General features: G+C 46.7%; 16 protein-coding genes and 1 pseudogene. 16 read left to right on the top strand and 1 reads right to left on the bottom strand.

Annotation, left to right across the window (positions count from 1 at the left end; all coding sequences use genetic code 11):
- Together ACYX4W_RS18110 and ACYX4W_RS18105 are read left to right on the top strand one after the other, a co-directional pair.
- Positions 1 to 1,791 (top strand): efflux RND transporter periplasmic adaptor subunit, encoded by a 1,791-nt coding sequence (locus ACYX4W_RS18110; RefSeq protein ID WP_476074120.1) that lies wholly within the window; start codon positions 1 to 3, stop codon positions 1,789 to 1,791.
- Positions 1,784 to 5,059: an efflux RND transporter permease subunit gene (locus ACYX4W_RS18105; RefSeq protein WP_476074119.1), complete on the top strand. Its 3,276-nt coding sequence runs from the start codon at positions 1,784 to 1,786 to the stop codon at positions 5,057 to 5,059. The genes ACYX4W_RS18110 and ACYX4W_RS18105 overlap by 8 nt, the downstream gene beginning before the upstream one ends.
- 99 nt (positions 5,060 to 5,158) lie before the next feature.
- On the opposite strand, the gene ACYX4W_RS18100 is transcribed toward ACYX4W_RS18105, so the two are convergent.
- The gene (locus ACYX4W_RS18100) at positions 5,159 to 6,385 is read right to left on the bottom strand and encodes a dipeptidase (protein ID WP_476074118.1); all 1,227 of its coding nucleotides are present in this window, start codon (positions 6,383 to 6,385) and stop codon (positions 5,159 to 5,161) included.
- A 407-nt stretch (positions 6,386 to 6,792) separates the two neighbouring features.
- Between ACYX4W_RS18100 and ACYX4W_RS18095 the strand changes: the two genes are divergently transcribed.
- The 14 genes and pseudogenes from ACYX4W_RS18095 to ACYX4W_RS18030 all read left to right on the top strand — a co-directional run bounded on the left by ACYX4W_RS18095 (position 6,793) and on the right by ACYX4W_RS18030 (position 23,001).
- Positions 6,793 to 7,563, top strand: a complete 771-nt coding sequence (locus ACYX4W_RS18095; RefSeq protein ID WP_476074117.1) for a SapC family protein — start codon at positions 6,793 to 6,795, stop codon at positions 7,561 to 7,563.
- Positions 7,564 to 7,721: 158 nt separating this feature from the next.
- Positions 7,722 to 8,546, top strand: coding sequence for a hypothetical protein (locus ACYX4W_RS18090; RefSeq protein ID WP_476074116.1), 825 nt, complete (start codon positions 7,722 to 7,724; stop codon positions 8,544 to 8,546).
- A gap of 424 nt (positions 8,547 to 8,970) precedes the next feature.
- Positions 8,971 to 9,429, top strand: coding sequence for a division/cell wall cluster transcriptional repressor MraZ (gene mraZ / locus ACYX4W_RS18085; RefSeq protein WP_024016783.1), 459 nt, complete (start codon positions 8,971 to 8,973; stop codon positions 9,427 to 9,429).
- Positions 9,426 to 10,367: a 16S rRNA (cytosine(1402)-N(4))-methyltransferase RsmH gene (rsmH, locus tag ACYX4W_RS18080; protein ID WP_476074115.1), complete on the top strand. Its 942-nt coding sequence runs from the start codon at positions 9,426 to 9,428 to the stop codon at positions 10,365 to 10,367. The genes mraZ and rsmH overlap by 4 nt, the downstream gene beginning before the upstream one ends.
- Complete coding sequence (gene ftsL, locus ACYX4W_RS18075) at positions 10,364 to 10,699, top strand: cell division protein FtsL (RefSeq protein WP_118492788.1); 336 nt, start codon at positions 10,364 to 10,366, stop codon at positions 10,697 to 10,699. Before rsmH ends, ftsL begins: the two co-directional genes overlap by 4 nt.
- Positions 10,696 to 12,471, top strand: coding sequence for a peptidoglycan D,D-transpeptidase FtsI family protein (locus tag ACYX4W_RS18070; protein ID WP_474805348.1), 1,776 nt, complete (start codon positions 10,696 to 10,698; stop codon positions 12,469 to 12,471). Before ftsL ends, ACYX4W_RS18070 begins: the two co-directional genes overlap by 4 nt.
- Positions 12,461 to 14,026, top strand: coding sequence for a UDP-N-acetylmuramoyl-L-alanyl-D-glutamate--2,6-diaminopimelate ligase (locus ACYX4W_RS18065; protein WP_476074114.1), 1,566 nt, complete (start codon positions 12,461 to 12,463; stop codon positions 14,024 to 14,026). The genes ACYX4W_RS18070 and ACYX4W_RS18065 overlap by 11 nt, the downstream gene beginning before the upstream one ends.
- Positions 14,023 to 15,433, top strand: a pseudogene (locus ACYX4W_RS18060) (UDP-N-acetylmuramoyl-tripeptide--D-alanyl-D-alanine ligase). Before ACYX4W_RS18065 ends, ACYX4W_RS18060 begins: the two are co-directional and overlap by 4 nt.
- A complete protein-coding gene (mraY, locus tag ACYX4W_RS18055) occupies positions 15,427 to 16,509 on the top strand; it encodes a phospho-N-acetylmuramoyl-pentapeptide-transferase (protein ID WP_014950432.1) in 1,083 nt (360 codons plus the stop codon). Before ACYX4W_RS18060 ends, mraY begins: the two are co-directional and overlap by 7 nt.
- Before the next feature lie 21 nt (positions 16,510 to 16,530).
- Entirely contained in the window at positions 16,531 to 18,027 is a 1,497-nt protein-coding gene (murD, locus tag ACYX4W_RS18050; RefSeq protein WP_476074113.1) for a UDP-N-acetylmuramoyl-L-alanine--D-glutamate ligase, read from the top strand.
- Entirely contained in the window at positions 18,024 to 19,448 is a 1,425-nt protein-coding gene (gene ftsW, locus ACYX4W_RS18045; protein ID WP_476074112.1) for a cell division protein FtsW, read from the top strand. The genes murD and ftsW overlap by 4 nt, the downstream gene beginning before the upstream one ends.
- Positions 19,441 to 20,571, top strand: a complete 1,131-nt coding sequence (murG, locus tag ACYX4W_RS18040; protein ID WP_476074111.1) for an undecaprenyldiphospho-muramoylpentapeptide beta-N-acetylglucosaminyltransferase — start codon at positions 19,441 to 19,443, stop codon at positions 20,569 to 20,571. The genes ftsW and murG overlap by 8 nt, the downstream gene beginning before the upstream one ends.
- Positions 20,571 to 22,025 carry a UDP-N-acetylmuramate--L-alanine ligase gene (gene murC / locus ACYX4W_RS18035; protein ID WP_474855009.1) on the top strand — a complete coding sequence of 485 codons (1,455 nt, stop codon included), beginning with the start codon at positions 20,571 to 20,573 and terminating at the stop codon, positions 22,023 to 22,025. Before murG ends, murC begins: the two co-directional genes overlap by 1 nt.
- Complete coding sequence (locus ACYX4W_RS18030) at positions 22,018 to 23,001, top strand: D-alanine--D-alanine ligase (RefSeq protein WP_476074110.1); 984 nt, start codon at positions 22,018 to 22,020, stop codon at positions 22,999 to 23,001. The genes murC and ACYX4W_RS18030 overlap by 8 nt, the downstream gene beginning before the upstream one ends.
- The last annotated feature ends 2 nt before the right edge of the window (positions 23,002 to 23,003 follow it).

Genomic DNA, 23,003 nt, shown 5'->3' with positions numbered 1-23,003 from the left:
ATGACGTCTTCAACAAACCCTGCTCCAGATACAAAAAGCACACTTATAAAAGGTTTGCTAATAGGTCTGCTAATCGGCGGCCTGTTAGCGTTCGGCTTTGCCTCATCATTGTTGGCTGATTCATCAAAACTTGGAAATGGTGAAAGTGCCCACAGCGATAAAAATGCCCACAGCGACGAATCTGACAATAAAGCCCCTTTATATTGGGTAGCGCCTATGGATGACAGCTATCGCCGTGACAAACCGGGAAAGTCACCGATGGGAATGGATTTGGTGCCGGTATACGCCACTGAGGAAGCAACATTAGCGCAAAGCAATGAGCGTACGCCGGGTACCCTAATGATTCCGCCAAATGTTCAGCACAATATGGGGGCTAAAGTCGCGCCCGTTACCATTGGAACACTTCAACAGACCGTAACGGCAGTAGGCAACGTTGCCTACGATGAAGAGAGTATTGTGCACATCCACCCTAGAGTATCAGGTTGGGTCGACAGGCTTTTCATTAAATCTCAAGGTGAGCAAGTTGAAAAAGGACAGACACTTTATACCCTGTATTCGCCAGAATTAGTTAGTGCACAAGAAGAATACGTTTTAGCCCTTAAGCGAGGAGACGCACGTTTAATTGAAGGCGCAGCAGAGCGCCTAAAAACTCTGGGGCTATCAAAGGGCGTTATTGATGCATTGCAAAAAACTAGACGGGTAACACAAACCGTTACATTTAACGCGCCGCAAAGCGGTGTGGTAGAAGCGCTGAATATCAGGGAAGGATTTTACGTTCAGCCCGGGACAACCTTAATGAGCATCGCACAGCTGGATACGGTGTGGGTGATTGCTGAGGTGCCAGAAAAATACGCGCAAATCATAGCGCCTCATAATAGCGCTGTAATTACCCTTGATGAAATGTCCCATGGGGCCGATGCTAAATGGGAAAGCCACGTTGAGTATATTTATCCCTCTTTATCAAAAGTAACGCGAACCTTGAAGGTACGCATTCCCTTGGCTAATGAGAACCACATATTAAAGCCTAATATGTTCACGCAGGTTTCTCTAAAACCTTTACAGCGCAAGCCCGCTCTATTAGTACCGCGTAGCGCAGTTATTCGCACGTCTGAAGGCGCCAAGGTGGTGTTGAGTGGTGGTAACGGAAATTTTAAATCGGTACGCGTAAAACTGGGGCAAAGCGATAGTACGCATTTTGAAGTCGTCGAAGGTTTGCTGCCAGAGGATGATGTGGTGGTATCAGCACAATTTTTAATTGATTCAGAGTCGTCGAAAAGCAGTGACTTTGAGCGAATGAAAGCGCCCGATCACCAGGCCACGACGACAGGTACTATTGAGGCAATTGAATTGACTGCTGAAACCGAAACAAATGGAGCTTCGGATAACGCAAAAATAGTGATTGCTCGCGGTCCAATTGAAAAATGGGGACGGGGACCTGCGACAATGTCATTTGCGGTTTCAAAGCATATTGACTTATCTCAGTTCAAAGAAGGTGACAACATCATGTTCACCTTTGTGACTGGCGAAGCGTTCACGGTTATTGATATGCGAAAGCGAAGTGAACATGCAATGGACAAGGGCATGGTGCATGACTCAGGTTACAGTAATCATAAACATGACTCTGGCGACCTAAAGGGCGATGAAGAGCAAAGCGATGCTCACGAGTCAATGGTTCATAAGTCAATGGCTCATAAATCGATGGAGCATAAATCGATGGAGCATAAATCGATGGAGCATAAGTCGGCAGAACAAAAATCGATAAATCATAAGGAGCATATGCACCATGATTGAATCGGTAATTCGCTGGTCGGTAAACAATAGAATACTGGTATTGCTGAGCGCTATTATGCTCAGTATTGCGGGTGTCTGGGCGGTGAAAAACACGCCTGTGGATGCTATTCCTGATTTATCTGATGTCCAAGTCATAGTGAAAGTAAACTATCCCGGTCAGTCGCCACAAGTGGTGGAAGATCAGGTGACCTTTCCTCTCACCTCTGCGCTAATGTCAGTGCCTGGCGCACAAACGGTGCGAGGGTATTCATTCTTCGGCGATGCCTACGTATATATAATCTTTGATGATGATACAGACATGTACTGGGCGCGAAGCCGCGTTCTGGAATACCTAAGCCAAGCGTCTTCGCAACTTCCAGAAGGGGTGACACCTCAGCTAGGTCCAGATGCGACAGGGGTAGGTTGGGTTTACATTTATGCGCTGGAAAACGATGCTAGTCAGCCAAATGCGCTAGATGCTGGTGAGTTAAGGGCGTTGCAAGACTGGTTCTTAAAGTTTGAGCTTCAGTCGGTTGAAGGCGTATCTGAAGTGGCGTCTGTTGGAGGGATGGTTAAACAATATCAAGTTATTGTCGACCCTGAAAAATTACGTGCCTATAACATTCAGCCATCCACGATAGAAATTGCCCTTAAGCGGGGTAACCGCGCATCAGGCGCTTCGGTTATTGAAATGGCGGAAGCCGAGTACATGGTTAGTGCGCAAAGCTACATTCAGGGCATTGATGACATACTGGCGTTGCCCACAGGCGTTATCAAGGACGGCGTTAGCATAACGATTAACGATGTAGCTCAAGTGGTAGAAAGCCCGTTGATGCGCCGCGGTATTGCTGAACTAAACGGGAATGGCGAAACCGTGGGTGGCATTATAGTGATGCGCTACGGCGAAAACGCAAAAGCCACTATCGATGCGGTTAAAGCTAAGCTGGATTCTTTAAAAGCGAGCTTGCCGGAAGGGGTGAACATAGTCCCCGTTTACGACCGCTCCACCCTTATTGATAAGTCCGTCGATACCCTCACCAATAAGCTAGTTGAGGAATTGCTGGTTGTTGGTTTGGTATGCGCTATCTTCTTGTTTCACATACGTTCATCTATGGTTGCGCTAATCAGTTTGCCTATTGGTATTCTCGCCGCCTTTATCGTAATGAAGCTGCAGGGACTTAATGCCAACATCATGTCTTTAGGTGGCATTGCTATCGCTATTGGTGCAATGGTGGATGGCGCTATTGTTGTGGTTGAAAATTTACACAAGCATATTCATCAGCATGCTGCTTTTTTAAGTCAAGGGGGCTCAGCAAGTCAGGAAGCCTCAGCGAGTCAAAGGGATTCAGCAAGTCAAAAGGGGTCAGGGAGTGCCCAGTCGCGAACATCTACACCAGCCTCTGCGCCAACATCTGCAAAGCTTTCGGCAGCTAAACGTTGGGAACTGGTGATTAAGTCGACCACCGAAGTTGGCCCAGCATTATTCTTTGCGCTCCTAATTATAACCGTATCCTTTATTCCTGTTTTCGCATTGGAAGCGCAAGAGGGGCGTCTTTTTGCGCCTCTTGCCTTTACCAAAACCTATGCTATGGCAGCCGCTGCGGCGCTGGCAATTACTTTAGTTCCTGTGCTGGCGGGTTATTTTGTACGCGGAAAAATACGATCTGAAGCCCAGAACCCGGTAAATCGAGTTTTAGAACGTGTGTATCAGCCATTGCTGACGCGGTTGCTTAACTACCCACGGACCACCTTGGCGGGGGCATTTTGCTTGTTGCTTTCCATGTACTGGCCGTTAAGCCAGCTAGGTAGTGAATTTATGCCCGAACTGGACGAAGGCGATTTGATGTATATGCCTACAACCTACCCGGGTATTTCAGTGGGTAAAGCCAGAGAGCTTTTACAGCAGACGGACAAGCTTATTGCAACCTTACCCGAGGTTGAAACGGTATTCGGGAAAATTGGGCGCGCAGATACGGCCACAGACCCTGCACCATTGACCATGATTGAAACCTTCATTCAGCTTAAACCGAAAGCCCAGTGGAGGGAAGGCATGTCCACTGAAAAGCTCAAAGAAGAGCTTAACGCTCTGGTGCAATTTCCTGGGCTGACCAATGCGTGGGTCATGCCAATTAAAACCCGCATCGACATGTTGGCAACCGGGATAAAAACACCGGTTGGGATCAAGATTGCGGGGCCTGACCTTGCGGGCATTGAAGCCATCGGAAAGGATATAGAGACACTGCTTAAAGACCTGCCCAACACAGCATCAGTATATGCTGAGCGGGTGGTTGGTGGTCGTTATGTTTATATCGATATCGACAGGCAGTTGGCGGCGCGTTACGGCATGACGATAGACGATGTTCACAGTATTCTAGCTTCGGCAGTGGGCGGCAAAGTAGTTACACAGTCAGTGGAAGGGCGTGAGCGTTTTCCTATTGCCATGCGTTTTTCACAGCACTACCGCGATACGCCTGAATCTTTAGCATCCATGCCTTTCGTTACGCCAAGCGGTGTTCACATTACCCTTGGCGATGTCGCGACCGTGCGTATTGACGACGGACCAGCCGGAATTAAAAGCGAAAATGCCCGATTAAACGGATGGGTATACATTGATATCTCGTCAGACTCGGCCACAGGTATTGACTTAGGGGGCTATGTAGATAGCGCGAAACGTCATTTGTCACAGAACCTTGATTTACCCACTGGATACTCAATTACCTGGGCGGGGCAGTTTGCTTACCTTGAGCGCGCGAAAGCAAAACTGTCGGTGGTTATACCGCTAACGTTAGCCATTATCTGCCTTTTGCTTTATCTGGTATTTAAACGTCTTCGCGATGTGGCACTCATACTTGCTACCTTACCGTTGGCGCTGGTGGGCAGTGTATGGTTGCTTTACCTTCTTAACTTCAATCTGTCGGTGGCGGTAGGTGTTGGGTTTATTGCCTTAGCAGGTGTAGCGGTAGAAATAGGCGTTATCATGCTGGTCTATCTAAACCAATATGTATCAGAAGCACTTACTAAGCACGCAACAGAAAGTGGCAACACCAAAAAAGATGAGCTTGTGAAAAAGGCTATTGTCCATGCCGCCTCGGCAAGGCTTCGCCCTGTTATGATGACATCGCTTTCTATTATTGTTGGCTTGTTGCCTGTGCTTTATGCCACTGGAACCGGAAGTGAGGTGATGCAGCGAATTGCGGCGCCTATGGTAGGCGGTATGGCGAGTGCACTGGTATTAACGCTGTTGGTATTGCCAAGCGCGTTTTACTTAATTGTGTCAAGCAAGAAATAATGGAGTTGAAAGTGCAAGATTGAAAGTGCAATAGACTAGATAAAGCATGGGGAAGCGATAACACGCTTCCCTACGCATCATTTTTTAGGCGTCGCGCGACTAATGCGATGCCGCCTGATCTTCCGCATAATCTTCCACTTGTTGCCAAACACGCAAAAGGTTTCCGCTCAATATCTTTTCAATGTCGGTACGGCTATAACCTCTATCCAGCAACCCTTGTACTAGGTTTGGAAAACTCGCCACGTCTTTAAGCCCAATGGGTAATGAGTCACCTACACCGTCATAGTCTGAACCAATACCTACATGATCAACACCAATCAGTTTTACCACGTGATCGATATGGTCAAGCACTTCATCAAGGGTTGAATAAGGGTAAGGCACTTCTTTGCGATAATTCTCTTCAAAGTTCTCTAGCTTAGGGCTGTCTTCACCCTCTTTTTCAACCAAGGCTTTGCGCGCTGCAGTAAGGCCACTACGCCATTTGCCCGCTTCTTTAGACACAAAACTTGAACCAAAGTTAATCATAATTACACCGCCATTTTCACCGAGTTTTTTGATCATCTCGTCGTCCATGTTGCGCTCAAAGCCAGGAGTAAATCGGCGCAGTGAAGAGTGCGATGCTATGACTGGCACCTTTGTTAACTCAATAACCTGATAAAAGGCGTCGTCAGACACATGGGAAATATCCAGCATGATGCCGATGTTGTTCATTTCGCCCACTAGGGTTTTGCCAAACGGGCTTAAGCCTTTCCATTTTCTACGCAAGTCATATGAAGAGTCAGAAATGTGGTTGGCTTGACTATGAGCAAGGGTAATATAGCGAATGCCGCGCTCGTAAAAAGCCGTTAGATTCGCCAAATCACCTTGAATAGGAGAACCATTTTCCATGCCCATTGGCAATGAAATTAATCCTTTTTCAAATTGGGCTTTTACGTCAGAAGGGCTTTTAGCAATGGCAAATTTATCCGGGGCGCGGGCAACAATGGCTTCTACTGAATCGATGAGCTCATGGGCAAGTTGGGTAGATTCAGGCGAATTGTCCAAGCTGGCAGGTACATAAATACTCATAAAGGGGGCGTTCAGGCCGCCAGAAACTGCGCGAGGGTAGTCAAAGTCTCCACCTTCAGTGGCTTTAGTAACATCAACCCACTTTTCCTTTACGCGATAAGGTACATCGATGTGACCATCTACAATAATGGTTTCTTGTGCGATCGTGATAGCTTTTTCAGATGCTGAATAAGTTGAGCTCTTAGCAAGAGAAGAGTGTGAAGCAAAAAGCGCAGAGATAAGTAATGCGCAAGTAGAGAGTGGGAAGCGCCCCTTCATAGAAAATCCTTATTTTGTTTTTTTGTCGCTTAGGTCAACAACCGCTAACTAAGTAGCAATACGAGACTAAAGGATTATGCACACCGCGACAATAGACTTTTACTTGCTATGCATTTACCTCAGATTGAACACGTACATCCCTAAATTAGTCGATATTGCTCATTTTTAGAGCGCTTGTGCTTGTTTACCTCAAGTTTACATTGCAATAAAAATTTAAAACTTGTTATGGTGAAGACTGCGTGACTTCATTGCGCGAATACGGGATACTCCCAAGCGCTCCGCCAATTATCGATGACTACTGTGCATCAGCGCGTGTGCATCAGCGCGGCCGACGTAATTTTTTAGTGGCACCCGCTCTTCTCACACAATTAAGCCGGGGCCACAGCTAACAAGTATGAGAAATAAATATGGCTATTAATTTTGTACCGCTAGATAAAGAAAAGCATAAAGACCTAAAGGTTGCGGTAAACACATCTTTCAGCTTTGCGAAAAACACACATCTTGCAGCAGCAACTATTCGTGAATTTGCACAACTAGCTGCAACAATGCCGCTAGTGTTCATTGAAGACACTGCATCTAAGCGTCACCACGTTGTGACTATGCTTGGTATGGAGCAAGGTCAAAACCTTTTCCTAACTGGCGACAGCTGGAAAGGTCCTCACGTTCCAATGAACATCCTTCGCTACCCGTTCGACGTACGTCCAGACGGCGACAAGCTTGGGGTTTATATTGATGAAAACTCTGACCTTATTTCTGATGAAGGCCAAGCGCTATTCACTGAAGCTGGTGAAGCAAGCGAGTTCCTAGATAACCGTCAGAAATTCCTAGCAGACCTAGCGAATAGCGAAATGCTAACACAGCGTTTTGTAGCTAAAGTTGTTGAGTTAGACCTACTTGACCCAATTCAAATTCGTCTTACTTACCAAGACGGTAAGCAGCGCAATGTTACTGGCATGATGAGCATTAACGAGAAGAAACTTCTTGAGCTACCTGAAGAGCAAGTACTTGAGCTACACAAGCAAGGCTTCCTAGGTGCAATTTATGCGATAATGATGTCAGTGGGTCAGCTTAATCGTCTTGTTGAGCTTTCAAACGATACAGAAAACCCAATTCGCAACATGCAGCTTTCTGCTGTTAAAGCGGAACAAGCGCCAGCGGAAGCGACGCCAAACGCGTAATCGCTCCTCCATTTTTAAGTTTAAAAGCCCGCAAAGTTGCGGGTTTTTTTGTACCTTAAATTTACGTTCAGACTTCGTCATGTTTCGTTCAGAAACCGTTAAGTTTTAATACTTTATCTTACACATCGTTCCCAACACATTTTTTAAGGACAAAAGACATGAACATCAAATCTAATAAGCTTTCAACAACGCTAACTGCACTGTCACTCATAACGGCTTCAGTATTTTCAGTCTCAGCAGTACATGCCGCTACACAAAACGAAGTACAAGTTACTGCTGTCGATTTTGAAGGGGTAGATGATAACCTCTACGGTGCTAGATATGTGCGCTACCTTGATGAGGTGAGTGGCAACAGAGGCGCTTACCTTATTAATCCTTATCTGCAGCGAGTATCAAGTCTGTCTGGTGGATACGCTAATTTAGACGGTATCGACGTGTTTAACTTAGGCACTACTTTTTATTTCGACGATACATGGATGCTAGCCATTGAAGGCGCCCACAGTAAATTTGACGACGACTTTGTTGATGAGGATTACACCAATATCGATTTAAAAGTAGGATTTAACTTATCCCGTCAATGGCAAATTGGTGCAGGGGTAATTTATCAGCGCGCCAGCTACGATATTAATGACGGTACAAATAGCTACAGCGAAAGTGAGAATGAAACCTCACCACTTGTATTTACTCGCTACACCACGGTAGGTAATGGGGGAACTGGCTGGGACTTCACCGCCCAGTACATAGCAGACGATGTTGATGTTTTATCAGGAAGTGCACGATACTTCTTTAGCCCAGGTTTAAGTGTTCAAGGAAGCTATAGCTATACCAATGCGCCAGACGGCTTTGACAACTTAAAAACTGTAGGGGTGGCTTTAGATTACTGGGTGAATGAACAATTCTCAGTAGCGGCAAGCTATGAAACAGATATTGATAGCGATATCGAAAGCGATGTAGCGTCGCTTACAGCTTCTTACCGTTTTTAAAGTAATTCAGCCATCAACTATCGATAACTAGCGAATATTAACAATGAACTATCAACTTCGGTTGGTAGTTCATTTTTTGCGTTTATTCCTAGATACTGCTTTTAACCTAACCAACGCATTTAAATTAGATACAAACAGCCGTTCATCGATAAATTTTAAGTTTCATTTTGCCTACCTGAATATTTTTTAATCTTTTTTACGCGCCTAATCATACACTTCCTAAAAATACTGTATATCCAACCAGTTTAATCCCAGTGTTTATGCGGCTTTCACGCCTCTTTTCTACTTGACAGTGGGGATCATTGGTACCTAAACTGTATCTCAGTGGGTAAATGTGGCGAATTGTGGATCAAATCATCATCACTTTGCAGATTAGTACTCAAAAAACAAGAAAACCAAGAGCAAATAATAAAAGGCTAGGGGAATGTTCCGCGGCGCTAACGCAATCAATCTGGATACAAAAGGCAGACTGGCTATACCGACGAAGTATCGTCAGTCGCTGCTGGATGATTGTCAGGGACAACTGGTCTGCACAGTCGATACACAACAAAGTTGTTTGCTGCTTTACCCACTTCCCGAATGGGAAGAGATTGAGCTAAAACTCTCTAAACTTTCAAGCATGATCCCAGCCGAGCGTCGCTTGCAGCGATTGCTACTAGGTTATGCTTCAGAAGGCGAGATGGATAAAAGCGGACGTATTCTTATCCCTACTCCACTGCGAAGTTTCGCAAAACTCTCAAAAGAAGTCATGTTAGTTGGTCAGTTAAACAAATTCGAAATTTGGGATGCCGATATTTGGGCACAACAAGTTGAAGCTGATATAGACACCGAACGCAAAGGCGAATTTGAACTTACCGAACGATTACAGGACTTTTCTCTATGACGCAGCCTAGCGAATTTAAACACATTTCAGTACTGCTTGATGAGTGCATTGAAGCGCTAGCGATCAAACCGGACGGTATTTATATCGATGCTACGTTTGGACGTGGTGGGCATTCAGCGCATATTTTAGAATCATTAGGTGAACATGGACGACTCATCGCCTTTGACCGTGACCCGCAAGCAATCAAAGCGGCAGAACGCTTCGCTGAAGATAAGCGTTTTAGCATTATCCATTCACCGTTTGGTGATATGGCAGAAGAAATCGAAGCGCTAGGGCTAACCGGTAAGATTGACGGTGTGCTTATGGATCTAGGCGTATCTTCACCTCAACTTGACGATGCTGAACGTGGCTTCAGCTTTCTTCGCGACGGCCCGCTTGACATGCGCATGGATACCTCTCGAGGACAAAGTGCTGCAGACTGGTTGGCTAGCGCAGAAGAGCAAGACATAACACAGGTCATTAAAGAGTTTGGCGAAGAGAAGTTCGGCAAGCGCATTGCTCACGCTATTGTTAACACACGTAAAGATACACCTATTACCCGTACTGCTCAGCTTGCCAAAATCATCGATGAAGCCGTACCTGTAAAAGACAAATTCAAACACCCTGCAACCCGCGCATTCCAAGGTATCCGCATTTATATCAATGCTGAGCTAGAGCAACTTCGCGTGGGTCTTAAAGCTGCCACACAAGTGTTAGCAAAAGAAGGCCGATTAGCCGTTATTTCATTTCACTCGTTAGAAGACCGCTTAGTAAAGCGCTTCATTAAGGATCAAAGTAAAGGGAAAGTTGTACCGCACAATTTACCGATAACCCAAGCTGAAATAGATGCAGATAAAGTGCTCAAAGCGCTGGGTAAAGCAATAAAACCCTCAGAACAGGAGATTGCGAACAACGTTCGCTCCCGCAGTTCGGTATTGCGTGTGGCAGAAAAGTTATGACCAAAGCCATACCAGACAAGGCCAGCACTAATTTCAAATTACTGCTCATTATTGTTTCAGATTTGACCCGCAACAAGTTGCGGGTTTTGTTGTATTTAATGGTTATCACAAGTGCTATGGCGGTAACGCTTAGCAGTCATCACAACAGACAGCAGGTCATCGCCCTTGAAGACCTTATGCAAGAGAAAGATGAGCTTGATGTCGAGTGGCGAAACCTGGTGCTTGAACAACGGGCTTTGACCGAGCATAACCGCATAGAAAACCTGGTTGAAAAGCAGTTAGAAATGTATCGTGCCACGGCAGACGATGAAGTAGTGGTGAGGCTGAAATGAGTACATCTGCACTTTCTCGTAAGCGCAACAAGACAGGCGCAAAACAAAATGTGACGCCAAGCCTAGTACACTGGCGTTTTGTGGTTGTGCTTATTGTGATCATGCTAGTGTTTGGTGTGTTAGCCGCACGCGCAGCTTACATTCAAGTTATCGAACCTGATGAGCTTATTCAACAAGGCGACAATCGCACGCTTAGAACCCGAGATATGCCGACCTATCGCGGGCTTATTACCGATAGAAACGGTGTTGAGTTAGCGGTAAGTGTTCCTGTTCGCGCCATCTATGCAGACCCTAAGATTATCCATGAGAACAACGGCTTCGAGGAAGAACGCCGCTGGGAAGCGCTGGCAGATGTACTGCGCCAAGACGTAAATGAATTGAAAGATAAAGTGGCAAACCCCAAGCGCCGTTTTGTCTACTTACAGCGCCAAGTGTCGCCCGCCATGGCAGAATACGTTGATAAGCTTGATATCCCAGGTATCTATCTTCGCCGTGAAAGCCGCCGTTATTACCCTACCGGTGAGGTGTCAGCCCAGTTAATTGGGGTAACCGATGTTGACGACACCGGCGTTGAAGGCTTAGAGCGCATGTATAACGAGTGGCTAACGGGCACGCCTGGCTCTCGTAAAATACGCCGCGATGCGAAAGGCCGTCAGGTAGAAATCTTAGAAACTAAATCTGGTGAAAAAGCCGGCGACCTGCAGTTGACTATCGATCAGCGCATTCAAGCACTTGCTTACAAAGAAATTAAAGAAGCCATGATTTACTATCAATCAAGTTCGGCTTCAGCCATCGTTATCGATGTAAAAAGCGGTGATGTATTGGCTATGGTTAACGCGCCTTCCTTTAACCCCAACGACAGAAGCAAATTGTCTGCGCATAGAATGCGTAACCGGGTTATTACTGACGCGTTCGAGCCGGGCTCAGCATTGAAGCCACTGGCAGTGCTTACTGCATTAGAATTCGGTGAAGTTGAGCCTGAAGATTCAGTAAACACCCACCCTGGTTGGATGCGTTTAGGCGGTAGCCTAGTAAAAGACTCACGCAACTATGGCGAACTAACGCTAGAAGAAATTATTCAGCATTCCTCGAACATGGGCACATCTAAACTGGCGTTGTCTGTGCCTAAACAGTTTTTGCTTGATACCTACTACAACATGGGCCTTATGAGCGATACCGGGCTGAACATGGCAGGCGAGAGCAGTGGTATTTTCCACGAGCGTAGTCGCTGGTCTGAATTTGAGTTAGCCACATTGTCGTTTGGATACGGTATCTCTGTAACCACGGCACAGTTGGGGCGTCTTTACGCTACATTGGCAAACGGCGGTACAAAAACACCACTTAATATAATCAAGTCACCAGAACAACCTTCGTGGCAAGCTCAGTCAGAGCGTGTGATCAGCGAAGAAAACGCAAAAGCCATTGTTCAAATGATGGAAAGCGTAACCCAGCGCGGTGGCACGGCAACCAAAGCTGCAGTTCCAGGTTATCGGGTAGCGGGCAAAACAGGTACCAGCCGCAAAGCGGTAGCTGGCGGGTACGGGGAAGAGTACGTCAATATTTTCGCCGGTATCGCACCTGTGTCTGACCCAAGACTAGTGACTATTGTGTTGATCAACGAACCCGGCGGTGATTTGTATCACGCGGGGGATACCGCTGCACCTGTCTTTTCATCGATTATGGGTGGTGCACTGCACATGTTAAACGTTACGCCCGATGACAAGCAGGTTACGTCAAGTCGCTTATTGAAAGGAGGTCAAAGTGGTAGTTAGTGCCTTTATTCAAAGTATTAAAGCCTTGTTAGCAAAATTTGGTGTAGATGCCCCCGATATCCGCATTGAGGGTTTAACGTTAGATAGCCGTGAAGTGAATACGCGCTTAGCGTTTGTTGCAGTTAAAGGGCATGAACGTGATGGTCGCGATTTTATACCCCAGGCAATAAGTTTAGGGGCTCGTGTAATTCTGGCGCAAACTGAAGACAGTAGCGCTCATGGTCAAATGGAAATGCGCGACCACAGCGTCATCATTTCGCTATATGAACTACCGCAAATGCTCTCTGCGTTGGCTGCTGCGTTTTATGACTACCCTGCCCAGAAAATGACGACGGTAGCAGTGACAGGAACTAATGGAAAAACCTCTACAGTTCAACTGCTTACCCAGTTAAAGAGCGCGCTAGGTACCCGTTGCGCGAGCATAGGAACCTTAGGAAGTAGTGTGTTTGAGGGCGATGAAACCCAGTGGTCGAACACGCCAGCGGCAAATACCACCCCCGATGCCATACGTATGCAATATTTGTTGGCAGACTTTGTGCAAAGCGAAGTGCGCCATACGGCCTTTGAAGCAAGTTCTCACGCATTGGTTCAAGGACGTCTTGGTACAGTAAAAACCGATATCGCTGTTTTCACCAACCTTACTCGTGACCACTTAGATTATCACGGCACAATGGAAGAGTATGGCAGAGCCAAGCGCTTGCTACTTCAACAGCCGGGTTTGAAAGTTGTAGTGTTAAACGCTAACGACGATGAAAGTAAGAAGTGGGATGGTGCAGCAGATAAGACGATTACACGCGTCTGGACAGGTATAGATGAAAGTGGTCTGGATGGAAGCGGTGAAAGTGAGTTCTTGCGAGAGCATAACAATCCTCAAAGTCGCCATTGTTTCGCCACAAATGCTTCTTATCATGCAGGTGGATGTAGCTTTGAACTGTTAAGTTCGTGGGGAAGCGCTGCTATTTCGCTGCCACTATTTGGAAAGTTCAATATCAGCAATGTACTTAGTGCTATAGGTACGTTACTCGCTGAAGGTGAACGTTTTGATGACGTGGTTAACGCGGTAAATGCAATCACGCCTGTACCCGGGCGAATGGAAGTTTTCCCTGTAACGGGTGCTGCTAACGTGGTGGTGGACTACGCGCATACGCCAGACGCTCTCGAGAAAGTGCTGTTAAGCGCAAAATTCCATACTACAGGCAAAGTGTGGTGTGTGTTTGGCTGTGGTGGCGACCGTGACAAAGGTAAGCGACCACTAATGGGGCAGGCTGCCGAGGTTGGTGCTGACGCTATCGTGATCACCACCGACAACAGCAGAAGCGAAAGCCCTGAGTCTATTGCCAAGGACATCATCGCGGGCTTAAAAAATTCTGAGCTGGCCGTGTCTATACCCGATCGCGAGCAAGCTATTCGCCACTGCCTTAAGCATGCGCATGAAAGCGACATCATCATTGTGGCCGGGAAAGGCCATGAAGATTACCAAATTATCGGTGACAAAAAGACTAACTATAACGAACGTGCAGTTGTGGCGCGACTGCAACAGGAGTACAGCAAATGATAACAACAACGCTGTCATGGATAGCCGAAAAGGTTAACGGAAAATTATTAAAAGGTGCTGCTGACATCGAAGTGTCTGCAGTAAGTACCGATACCCGCACTCTAGAAGATGGCGCAGTTTACTTGGCCTTGAAAGGCCCGAATTTTAATGGCCATGATTTTATTTCAACGGCTGAGAAAGCAGGCGCTAGCGCGGTTATTGCCAGCGAAGACGTAGCGACCACGTTACCTGTCATCATGGTTGAAGATACAAAAGAAGCGCTTGGCCTGTTAGGTGCGGCGGTGAAAGCTTCTGTGGCGCCTAAAACGATTGCGATTACGGGAAGCAGCGGTAAAACCACCGTAAAGGAAATGTGTGCCGCTATTTTGGAGCGAAGAGGCAATGTATTAGCCACAAACGGTAACTTCAATAATGATATCGGTGTGCCGCTAACGCTTCTACGCCTTGAGCCTCAGCATGAATACGCGGTTATGGAGTTAGGCGCAAATCACATTGGTGAAATTGCCTATACCACGAACCTTGTTAAACCAGATGTCGCCACTATCGTAAACGCTGCTGCCTCTCACTTAGAAGGGTTTGGAAGCTTGCTAGGCGTTGCACGTGCTAAGAGTGAAATTTTTAAAGGTTTAGGCAGTGATGGCGTGGCGGTAGTCAATGTTGATAGCCAGTTCGCTGAATTTTGGCAAGGCAAACTTAAACAGACTAAAACGCTTACGTTTTCCCCGCAGCAGAAAAATAATGCCGACTTTAGAGCAGAAGATATCACCATTGGATTAGATGGCTGCGCCGCATTTCACTTGGTTTGCCAGCAAGGTGATATGTCTATTCAACTAACAATTCCAGGCGTTCACAACGTGGGTAATGCCCTTGTTGCTGCTGCGCTAACGTTACAAGTTGGAGCCACGTTAGAAAATGTACGCGATGGCTTACTTGCCATGAAGCAAGTTAGCGGTCGTTTGAATGTAAAACAGCTTACCGAACAAGTTCGCCTGTTAGATGACACCTACAACGCCAACGTTGCGTCTGTTAATGCAGCAATTGATACGCTAAGTAGCTTTTCAGGCATCCGCGTTCTTGTATTAGGCGACATGAAAGAGCTGGGCGAAAAGGCGCGTTATTACCACGAGCAGGTAGGGGAATACGCTAAACAAAAAGGAATTAATTACCTGTATACCATGGGTGTTTTGAGTCAATCAGCGAGTGCTGTGTTTAATGAAAATGGTGGCCATTTCAGCGATGTTGAAAGTTTGTTGGCCGCAATGGAGAGTGATTTGTTAGTGCAGCAGCGCGATATTTCAATTTTAGTTAAAGGTTCACGCAGACTCCAAAATGGAGCGTGTGGTAGAGGCGGTAGAGGCCTCTGCGCTGGGAAAGCACGATAGCCGTCGGGAGCGAATAGCATGTTAATTTGGCTAGCCGACTGGCTGACACAATTCGATTCAGGGTTTAACGTATTTTCATACCTTACCCTTCGTGCAATTTTAAGCACGCTGACCGCGTTACTTATTGCCATTCTTATTGGCCCTAAGATGATTCGCTATTTGCAGCGTATGCAAATTGGTCAAACGGTGCGTGACGATGGCCCGCAAAGCCATCTATCAAAATCCGGTACACCCACCATGGGCGGATTGCTGATCCTTGCGGCCATTGTAGTAAGTGGTCTTCTTTGGGCTGACCTGACTAACCGTTATGTGTTGGTAACCCTTACCGTGGTTGTGGCCTATGGTATTATTGGGTTTGTTGATGACTACAGAAAAGTGATCCGCAAAGACTCGAAAGGGCTTATCGCGCGCTGGAAGTATTTCTGGCAATCGGTCGTTGCATTAGGGGTCGCGTTCTATCTATACAGCAGCGCAACGATAAGCGCTGAAACCTCACTGTTGGTGCCTTTCTTTAAAGAAGTGTTTCCGCAGTTAGGTGCATTCTTCATTATCATTACCTATTTTGCCATTGTAGGGACCAGTAATGCGGTAAACCTTACTGATGGATTGGATGGACTTGCCATAGTGCCTACCATTTTGGTGGCAGGCGCATTTGCCATTTTTGCCTATGTGACAGGCAACGCGAACTTTGCTGAATACCTGAACATTCCCCATATTCCGCTTACCAGCGAACTGGTGATCGTGTGTACCGCTATGGTCGGTGCAGGCTTAGGCTTCTTATGGTTTAACACGTACCCAGCACAAGTGTTTATGGGCGATGTTGGTTCACTAGCACTAGGCGGCACATTAGGCGTGCTTGCAGTACTAGTGCGTCAGGAACTGGTGTTAATCATTATGGGTGGTGTTTTTGTTATGGAAACCCTGTCGGTCATCCTTCAGGTAGGTTCTTACAAATTGCGTGGTCAGCGAATTTTCCGCATGGCGCCTATTCACCACCACTATGAATTGAAGGGCTGGCCAGAGCCACGCGTTATTGTGCGTTTTTGGATCATTTCAATCATTTTGGTATTGGTGGGTCTTGCTACCCTCAAACTTAGATAAGCGGTAAAGAGATAAATAGTAATGTCGTATAACGTACGTGAGCATAGTTATGTAGTCGGTGGCCTAGGTGTTACAGGTCAGGCTTGCGTGCGCTTTTTGTTGCAAAAGAAAGCAACGGTTAAAGCGTTTGATACCCGTGCTAATTTTACTGCACCTGCTGCTCTTGATACTGACATGCAAGCGTTTATGGCAGACAAGGTCACTTGCCATGCCCTAAGCGAAGATTACTTTGATGGTGTAGACACCTTGGTGTTAAGCCCGGGGCTTGCTCTGGATATTGAACAAGTGGCTTTAGCGCAAAAGTGTGGCGTTGAGGTGATCGGCGATGTTGAGTTGTTCGCCCGTTTAAATGCCAACACGAGCAGTACTGCGCCAACTAAACGCGTAGTCGGCATAACCGGTTCTAACGGTAAAACCACGGTTACTCTATTAGTGAACCATCTGCTTAAAAGCTGTGGTGTAAAAAGCATTGAAGCGGGCAATGTAGGCCGCCCTGTGCTTGAAGCACTACAAAGTGATGCAGATGTAGTGGTGATGGAGCTATCAAGTTTTCAACTTGAAACAACCTCTAGCCTTGTGCTTGAAGCTGCTACTGTGCTTAATATTTCCGATGATCACCTAGACCGTCATATCACCCTTGAGGCATATATTGATGCTAAGCATCGCATTTTTGATAACGCAAAATCTGCGGTTGTGTGGCGAGACGGTGAGTTTGTAGCGCCAGACGAGCAGATTATTGCTGATGCTAAGGCTAATGTTGCATTAAACGCCGTATCTATTGAAGATTCGCTAGCGTCAAAAGATATTGTTGAATATGGACTGGGAGAGTCGACTACAGGGTTTGCGATTGCGTCTTTTGACGGTGACGATAGTGCTCGTGACGACGCACAAAGTCTATACATCACGTTTAACGGCGAAAAGCTTATTGCCCTTAGCGATATTCACTTAGCGGGCATGCATAACGTTCTAAACATCATGGCTGCATTAGGCATCTGCCTTCAGCTAGGTGTTTCGCCAGAGTTAGCGGTTAAACATCTACATAGTTTTAAAGCAGCACCACATCGGTGTGTGGAAATAGCCCGTGTAAACGACGTTCGCTATATCGACGATTCCAAAGCAACCAACATTGGTGCCACCGTCGCGGCCCTTGAAGGGTTAGCCCTGACTATACAAGGGAAGCTAATTCTTATTGCAGGTGGTGACGCTAAAGGTGCTGATATAGCCAGCCTCTCGCCTTATTTAATTAAATATGTATCGCACGTGTTTGCATTGGGCAAAGATGCACACCTGTTTGAAAAGAGTTTTGCGCATACTACTCGTGTGGCAACAATGAAAGACGCCGTGAAAGCAGCAACGAGACTTGCTGCCCCTGGTGATGTTGTGCTGCTTTCGCCTGCGTGTGCAAGTTTAGATATGTTTAAGAACTATATGCATCGCGGTGACGTGTTTAAACAAGACGTGCACGACCTACATAATTTACACAGTAAGGGCAAGGGCGCTGTGGAGGCTGCATCATGATGACTGCCTCTACTAAACTTAGCGCGTTATTTGCCGCGAAGCACGACGGGCAGCCCTCGGTAACGCAACCCTATGATGTAACGCTGATCTTGATTGCGCTTGCACTGATGAGCATTGGGGTTGTTATTGTTACCTCGGCGTCTATGCCGGTGGCAGATAGGCTGCACGACAATCCCTTCCATTTTGCTATTCGCCACGGTATTTATATTGCGTGTGCCTTGACGGCTGCAATGATAACCCTTCAACTGCCGATGCAGTTTTGGCGTACCACTAACCCGTACCTGTTACTCGCGGCGATTGCGCTGCTCGTAGCAGTATTGCTTGTTGGTCGAACAGTGAACGGCAGTACCCGTTGGTTAGTCATCGGTCCTATTACGGTGCAAGCCGCTGAACCTGCTAAACTCTACTTTTTCGCTTATCTAGCAGGGTATCTGGTTCGCCGATACGAAGAAGTTACCGAGAACCTAAAAGGCTTCATAAAGCCCCTTGTGGTGTTCTTTGCACTTGCAATGTTGCTTTTGCTTCAGCCCGACTTAGGTACAGTAGTCGTGATGTTTGCCACCACAATTGGCCTGTTGTTTTTAGCAGGTGCACGACTTTGGCAGTTCTTTGCATTGGTGTTCGCGGGCATATTGGCGGTTGTAGCGCTTATTGTGTTTGAAGAATACCGAATGAAACGGGTTACCTCATTTTTAGATCCTTGGGCCGATCCATTTGGTGCTGGTTATCAGCTTACCCAGTCTTTAATGGCCTATGGCCGTGGTAACTGGTTTGGGCAAGGCCTGGGTAACAGCTTACAAAAATTAGAATTTCTGCCAGAAGCGCACACTGACTTTGTTATGGCTATTTTAGCTGAAGAGCTCGGCTTTGTTGGCGTACTTGCCGTACTTGGCCTTATTTTATGGATGGTATTGCGTGCACTGAGTATTGGAAATAAGGCACTTGAAAAAGGGCGAGCGTTTGATGGTTACATGGCTTACAGCATAGGCATCTGGTTCAGTTTCCAAACGGCGGTAAATATTGGTGCAAGCGCCGGTATTCTGCCAACCAAAGGGTTAACACTGCCGTTGGTTAGCTACGGTGGCTCGTCACTTATCATTATGTCAGTAGCGGTAGCCATATTACTTCGAATCGATTTTGAATTACGCGTTGATGGCGTACAGGCGATTGGCCGAGGAGACAGCAAATCCGGTAAAAGCAAAGCCCGACGTAAAAAGCCTATTCCTACAAGCGCGTCTCAATCTAAAGCGGCACATGCTGATGATGGAGCGAGTGTAGAGAGCAATAAAGATGAAACAGACTTTTCTACAGCGACGGTTGAAGCTAAACCTAGCGCCAAAACATCAAGTGCGGAAGATGAAGGCAAGGCCGGCATTAAAGCCATACTCGCGCGCGTAGCGCAGGAGGCTGATAATGGCTAAGCGTTGCTTAATTATGGCTGGTGGTACAGGCGGGCATGTTTTCCCTGGTCTTGCGGTAGCAAACGCGCTTCGAAATGAAGGCTGGGACATTCATTGGCTAGGCACTGCCGAGCGAATGGAAGCGCAGGTTGTGCCTAAGCACGAGATACCTATTCACTTTATTCCGGTAAAAGGGCTTCGTGGCAAAGGTATGTCGGCACGCCTTCAAGGTGCTGTCGCTTTAGTAAAAAGCTTATTTTCTGCAAGACGAATTATAAAACGTCTACAGCCGGATATTGTTATTGGTTTTGGCGGCTATGCGAGCGGTCCTGGCGGCGTTGCAGCGAAGAGCTTAGGTATTCCTGTGATAGTGCATGAACAAAACGCAGCGGCTGGCATGACTAATAAGCTTCTCAGTAAATTTGCAAGCCGTGTGTTGCTTGGCTTTAACGATGCTAAAGAACAATTTTCAGGGGTTGCAGATAAGGTGCATACTGTTGGCAATCCTGTTCGCGATGAAATTTGGCAGGTGATACCTAAACCTGTAGACATTAACGCAGACGCTCGTGCAAACACCTTTGAAAACACTAGTGAGCACAAGCAAGGTTTAAATATGCTTGTAGTTGGCGGCAGTTTAGGTGCACAGATTTTGAATGAAACTGTGCCTGAGACATGCGGTGTCCTAGAAGGTTTATCAATAAAGCACCAGTGCGGTAAAGGCAACAGTGAAAGTGTTGCTCAAGCTTATAAATCCGTAGGCGCTGATATGGCGAAAGTTGATGTCAGTGATTTTATTGATGATATGGCCGCAGCCTATGAATGGGCTGACTTTATTGTCTGCAGAGCCGGTGCGCTTACGGTGAGCGAGGTTGCAGCTGCAGGACGCGCGGCGATTTTCGTTCCGCTACCTTTTGCGGTGGACGATCACCAAGCCAAAAATGCGCAGTCGTTGGTGAAGCAAAATGCGGCACTGATGATTGCTCAATCTGTATTGAAAGAAAATTTGGGGCAGGCGGTGCGTCAGTGGTTAAAACACCCTGAAGACTGCTTAAGAATGGGTGCTGTAGCGAAAACATGTGCAAGCACTCATGCCACGGAAAATGTAGTAAGCCACGTTAAAAGCGTGGTAGGAGTAGGGGACTAATGGTTTTTAAAACCCCATTTGAAAGCCCGCAAATGCGCCGGGTTAAAAATATATTCTTTATTGGTATCGGCGGTGCCGGTATGGGTGGTATTGCCGAAGTATTACTAAACGAAGGTTATGCTATTGCTGGCTCTGACATTCAAGAAGGGCCAATGACCCAGCGCTTAAGCGAATTAGGTGCTGATGTTAAAATAGGTCATCGCGCGGAAAATGTCGAAGGCATGGACGTTATTGTGGTTTCTAGCGCCATCAATGAGCAAAACCCAGAAATTATCGTAGCTCGTGAAAAGCGCATTCCGATCATTCGTCGTGCAGAAATGTTGGCAGAGCTGATGCGCTTCCGCCACGGTATTGCAGTAGCGGGTACCCATGGAAAAACGACCACAACCAGTTTGATTTCTACGATTTTCGCAGAAGCTGAGTATGACCCTACCTTTGTTATTGGTGGCCTGCTTAATAGCGCTGGTACGAATGCGCGACTAGGCAAAAGCCGTTATCTAATCGCCGAGGCTGATGAGAGTGACGCGTCCTTCCTTCACTTGCAGCCAATGGTATCGGTTGTAACCAATATTGAAGCGGACCATATGGATACCTATGGTGGCGACTTCTCGAAAGTAAAAGATACCTTTGTTGAGTTTTTGTCAAACCTACCGTTTTACGGTCAGGCCATCGTATGCGGTGACGATGCGAATATTCAAGAGATTCGTCCTCGCATAGGCCGAAGTATTCTCACCTACGGCTTTGAATCTCATAACGACTATCGTGCAGAGAATATTTCACTGTCATTTGGTAAAGCGAGTTTTACCGTTATTCGACCAGAGCGTGAACCGTTAGATATTACGTTGAACCTCACCGGTAACCACAACGTGCTTAATGCCCTTGCTGCTATTGCTGTAGCAACGGATGAAGGTGTAGATGACGACGCTATCATTCGCGCGCTAGCCAGCTTTGGCGGCATAGGCCGTCGTTTCGAGCAGCTAGGTACGTTTACTACCAGTAAAGGTGAAGTTTGTTTGGTGGATGACTATGGTCACCACCCAACGGAAGTTAAAGCGACTATCGCTGCGGCTCGGGCAAACTGGCCTGATAAACGCTTAGTTATGGTTTATCAGCCCCATCGCTTTACGCGAACCCGCGACCTCTATGAAGATTTCGTTGAAGTGCTATCTAGCGTCGATGCACTGTTGCTTCTAGATGTATATGCCGCCAGCGAACAGCCTATTGAAGGCGCTGACAGTAAAGCATTGTGCCGCTCCATACGTCAGCGCGGCCAGATAGAGCCTGTTTATGTGGGCGATAAAGAGGCGCTTCCAGGAATTTTGGCGAATATCATACAGGATGGCGATATCGTCATGACCCAAGGTGCCGGTAATATCGGACAAATTGCTAAGCTTCTAGCACGCCATGAGTTAGAGCCTGCATCGCTTACGAAGGAAGGGAAGCAACATGATTAGTCCTTCGGTAAGTGTTCGCTCGCAGAAGACCCATTTACCGAGTGAGTACGGCAAAGTGGCTGTGCTGCTTGGTGGAGACTCTGCAGAGCGCGAAGTATCACTTAATTCAGGTAATGCGGTATTAAAGGCGCTATTAAGGCAAGGTGTGGACGCCTTTGGTTTTGACCCAGCAGAGCGACCGCTTACTGATCTTCTTGAATTAAACGTCGACAGAGCACTAATCATGCTTCACGGTCGCGGCGGTGAAGATGGCTCTATGCAAGGGGCCCTTCAGTTCCTAAAAATTCCCTATACGGGGAGCCCTGTTTTAGGCTCTGCACTGGCAATGGATAAAATTCATACTAAGCAAGTGTGGCAAAGTTTAGGTTTACCCACTGCAAAATATGAAATTGCTGATAAAAGGCACTTTGAAGCTGGTAAGTGCAGCGCTATAATGGATAAATTGGGGAATGAAGTCATGGTAAAACCGGCCAGAGAAGGGTCGAGTATTGGCATGGCGAGAGTGACAAGCGCTAAACAACTCGAAACTGCCATTCAGGACGCCTTTAAATACGATAATCAAGTCCTGTTAGAGCAGTATATAGACGGCCCCGAATTCACTGTTTCTGTTTTACAGGGGCAGGCGTTGCCGTCTATTCGCATGTCTACTCCACATACGTTCTATGATTATGCTGCGAAATATCAGGATAATACAACAGAATACTATTGCCCAAGCGGCTTGTCTGAAGAGCAAGAAGCACAGTTAGCAAAACTGGCATCTCGTGCTTTTGACGCTATTTCTGGCAGCGGTTGGGGAAGAATTGACGTTATGCAGGACAACCAAAGGCAATTTTACTTGCTAGAGGCGAACACAGTACCTGGCATGACAGAAAAGAGTTTGGTGCCCAAGGCAGCCAAAGTTGCAGGATTAACATTTGACGAACTGGTACTAAGTATTCTTTCTACCAGTTTTGATGACGTTGCAAACAAGGCGTAAAC

It is taken from the genome of Alteromonas sp. ABH4_454 (genome assembly GCF_056311775.1).
The sequence above is the reverse complement of the archived record's forward strand: the minus strand, read 5'-3'. Positions and strand labels throughout refer to the sequence as shown.

Coding starts and splice junctions, on each gene's coding strand:
- ACYX4W_RS18110 (WP_476074120.1), top strand. CDS start 1: ATGACGTCTTCAACAAACCCTGCTCCAGATACAAAAAGCACACTTATA.
- ACYX4W_RS18105 (WP_476074119.1), top strand. CDS start 1,784: ATGATTGAATCGGTAATTCGCTGGTCGGTAAACAATAGAATACTGGTA.
- ACYX4W_RS18100 (WP_476074118.1), bottom strand. CDS start 6,385: ATGAAGGGGCGCTTCCCACTCTCTACTTGCGCATTACTTATCTCTGCG.
- ACYX4W_RS18095 (WP_476074117.1), top strand. CDS start 6,793: ATGGCTATTAATTTTGTACCGCTAGATAAAGAAAAGCATAAAGACCTA.
- ACYX4W_RS18090 (WP_476074116.1), top strand. CDS start 7,722: ATGAACATCAAATCTAATAAGCTTTCAACAACGCTAACTGCACTGTCA.
- mraZ (WP_024016783.1), top strand. CDS start 8,971: ATGTTCCGCGGCGCTAACGCAATCAATCTGGATACAAAAGGCAGACTG.
- rsmH (WP_476074115.1), top strand. CDS start 9,426: ATGACGCAGCCTAGCGAATTTAAACACATTTCAGTACTGCTTGATGAG.
- ftsL (WP_118492788.1), top strand. CDS start 10,364: ATGACCAAAGCCATACCAGACAAGGCCAGCACTAATTTCAAATTACTG.
- ACYX4W_RS18070 (WP_474805348.1), top strand. CDS start 10,696: ATGAGTACATCTGCACTTTCTCGTAAGCGCAACAAGACAGGCGCAAAA.
- mraY (WP_014950432.1), top strand. CDS start 15,427: ATGTTAATTTGGCTAGCCGACTGGCTGACACAATTCGATTCAGGGTTT.
- murD (WP_476074113.1), top strand. CDS start 16,531: ATGTCGTATAACGTACGTGAGCATAGTTATGTAGTCGGTGGCCTAGGT.
- ftsW (WP_476074112.1), top strand. CDS start 18,024: ATGATGACTGCCTCTACTAAACTTAGCGCGTTATTTGCCGCGAAGCAC.
- murG (WP_476074111.1), top strand. CDS start 19,441: ATGGCTAAGCGTTGCTTAATTATGGCTGGTGGTACAGGCGGGCATGTT.
- murC (WP_474855009.1), top strand. CDS start 20,571: ATGGTTTTTAAAACCCCATTTGAAAGCCCGCAAATGCGCCGGGTTAAA.
- ACYX4W_RS18030 (WP_476074110.1), top strand. CDS start 22,018: ATGATTAGTCCTTCGGTAAGTGTTCGCTCGCAGAAGACCCATTTACCG.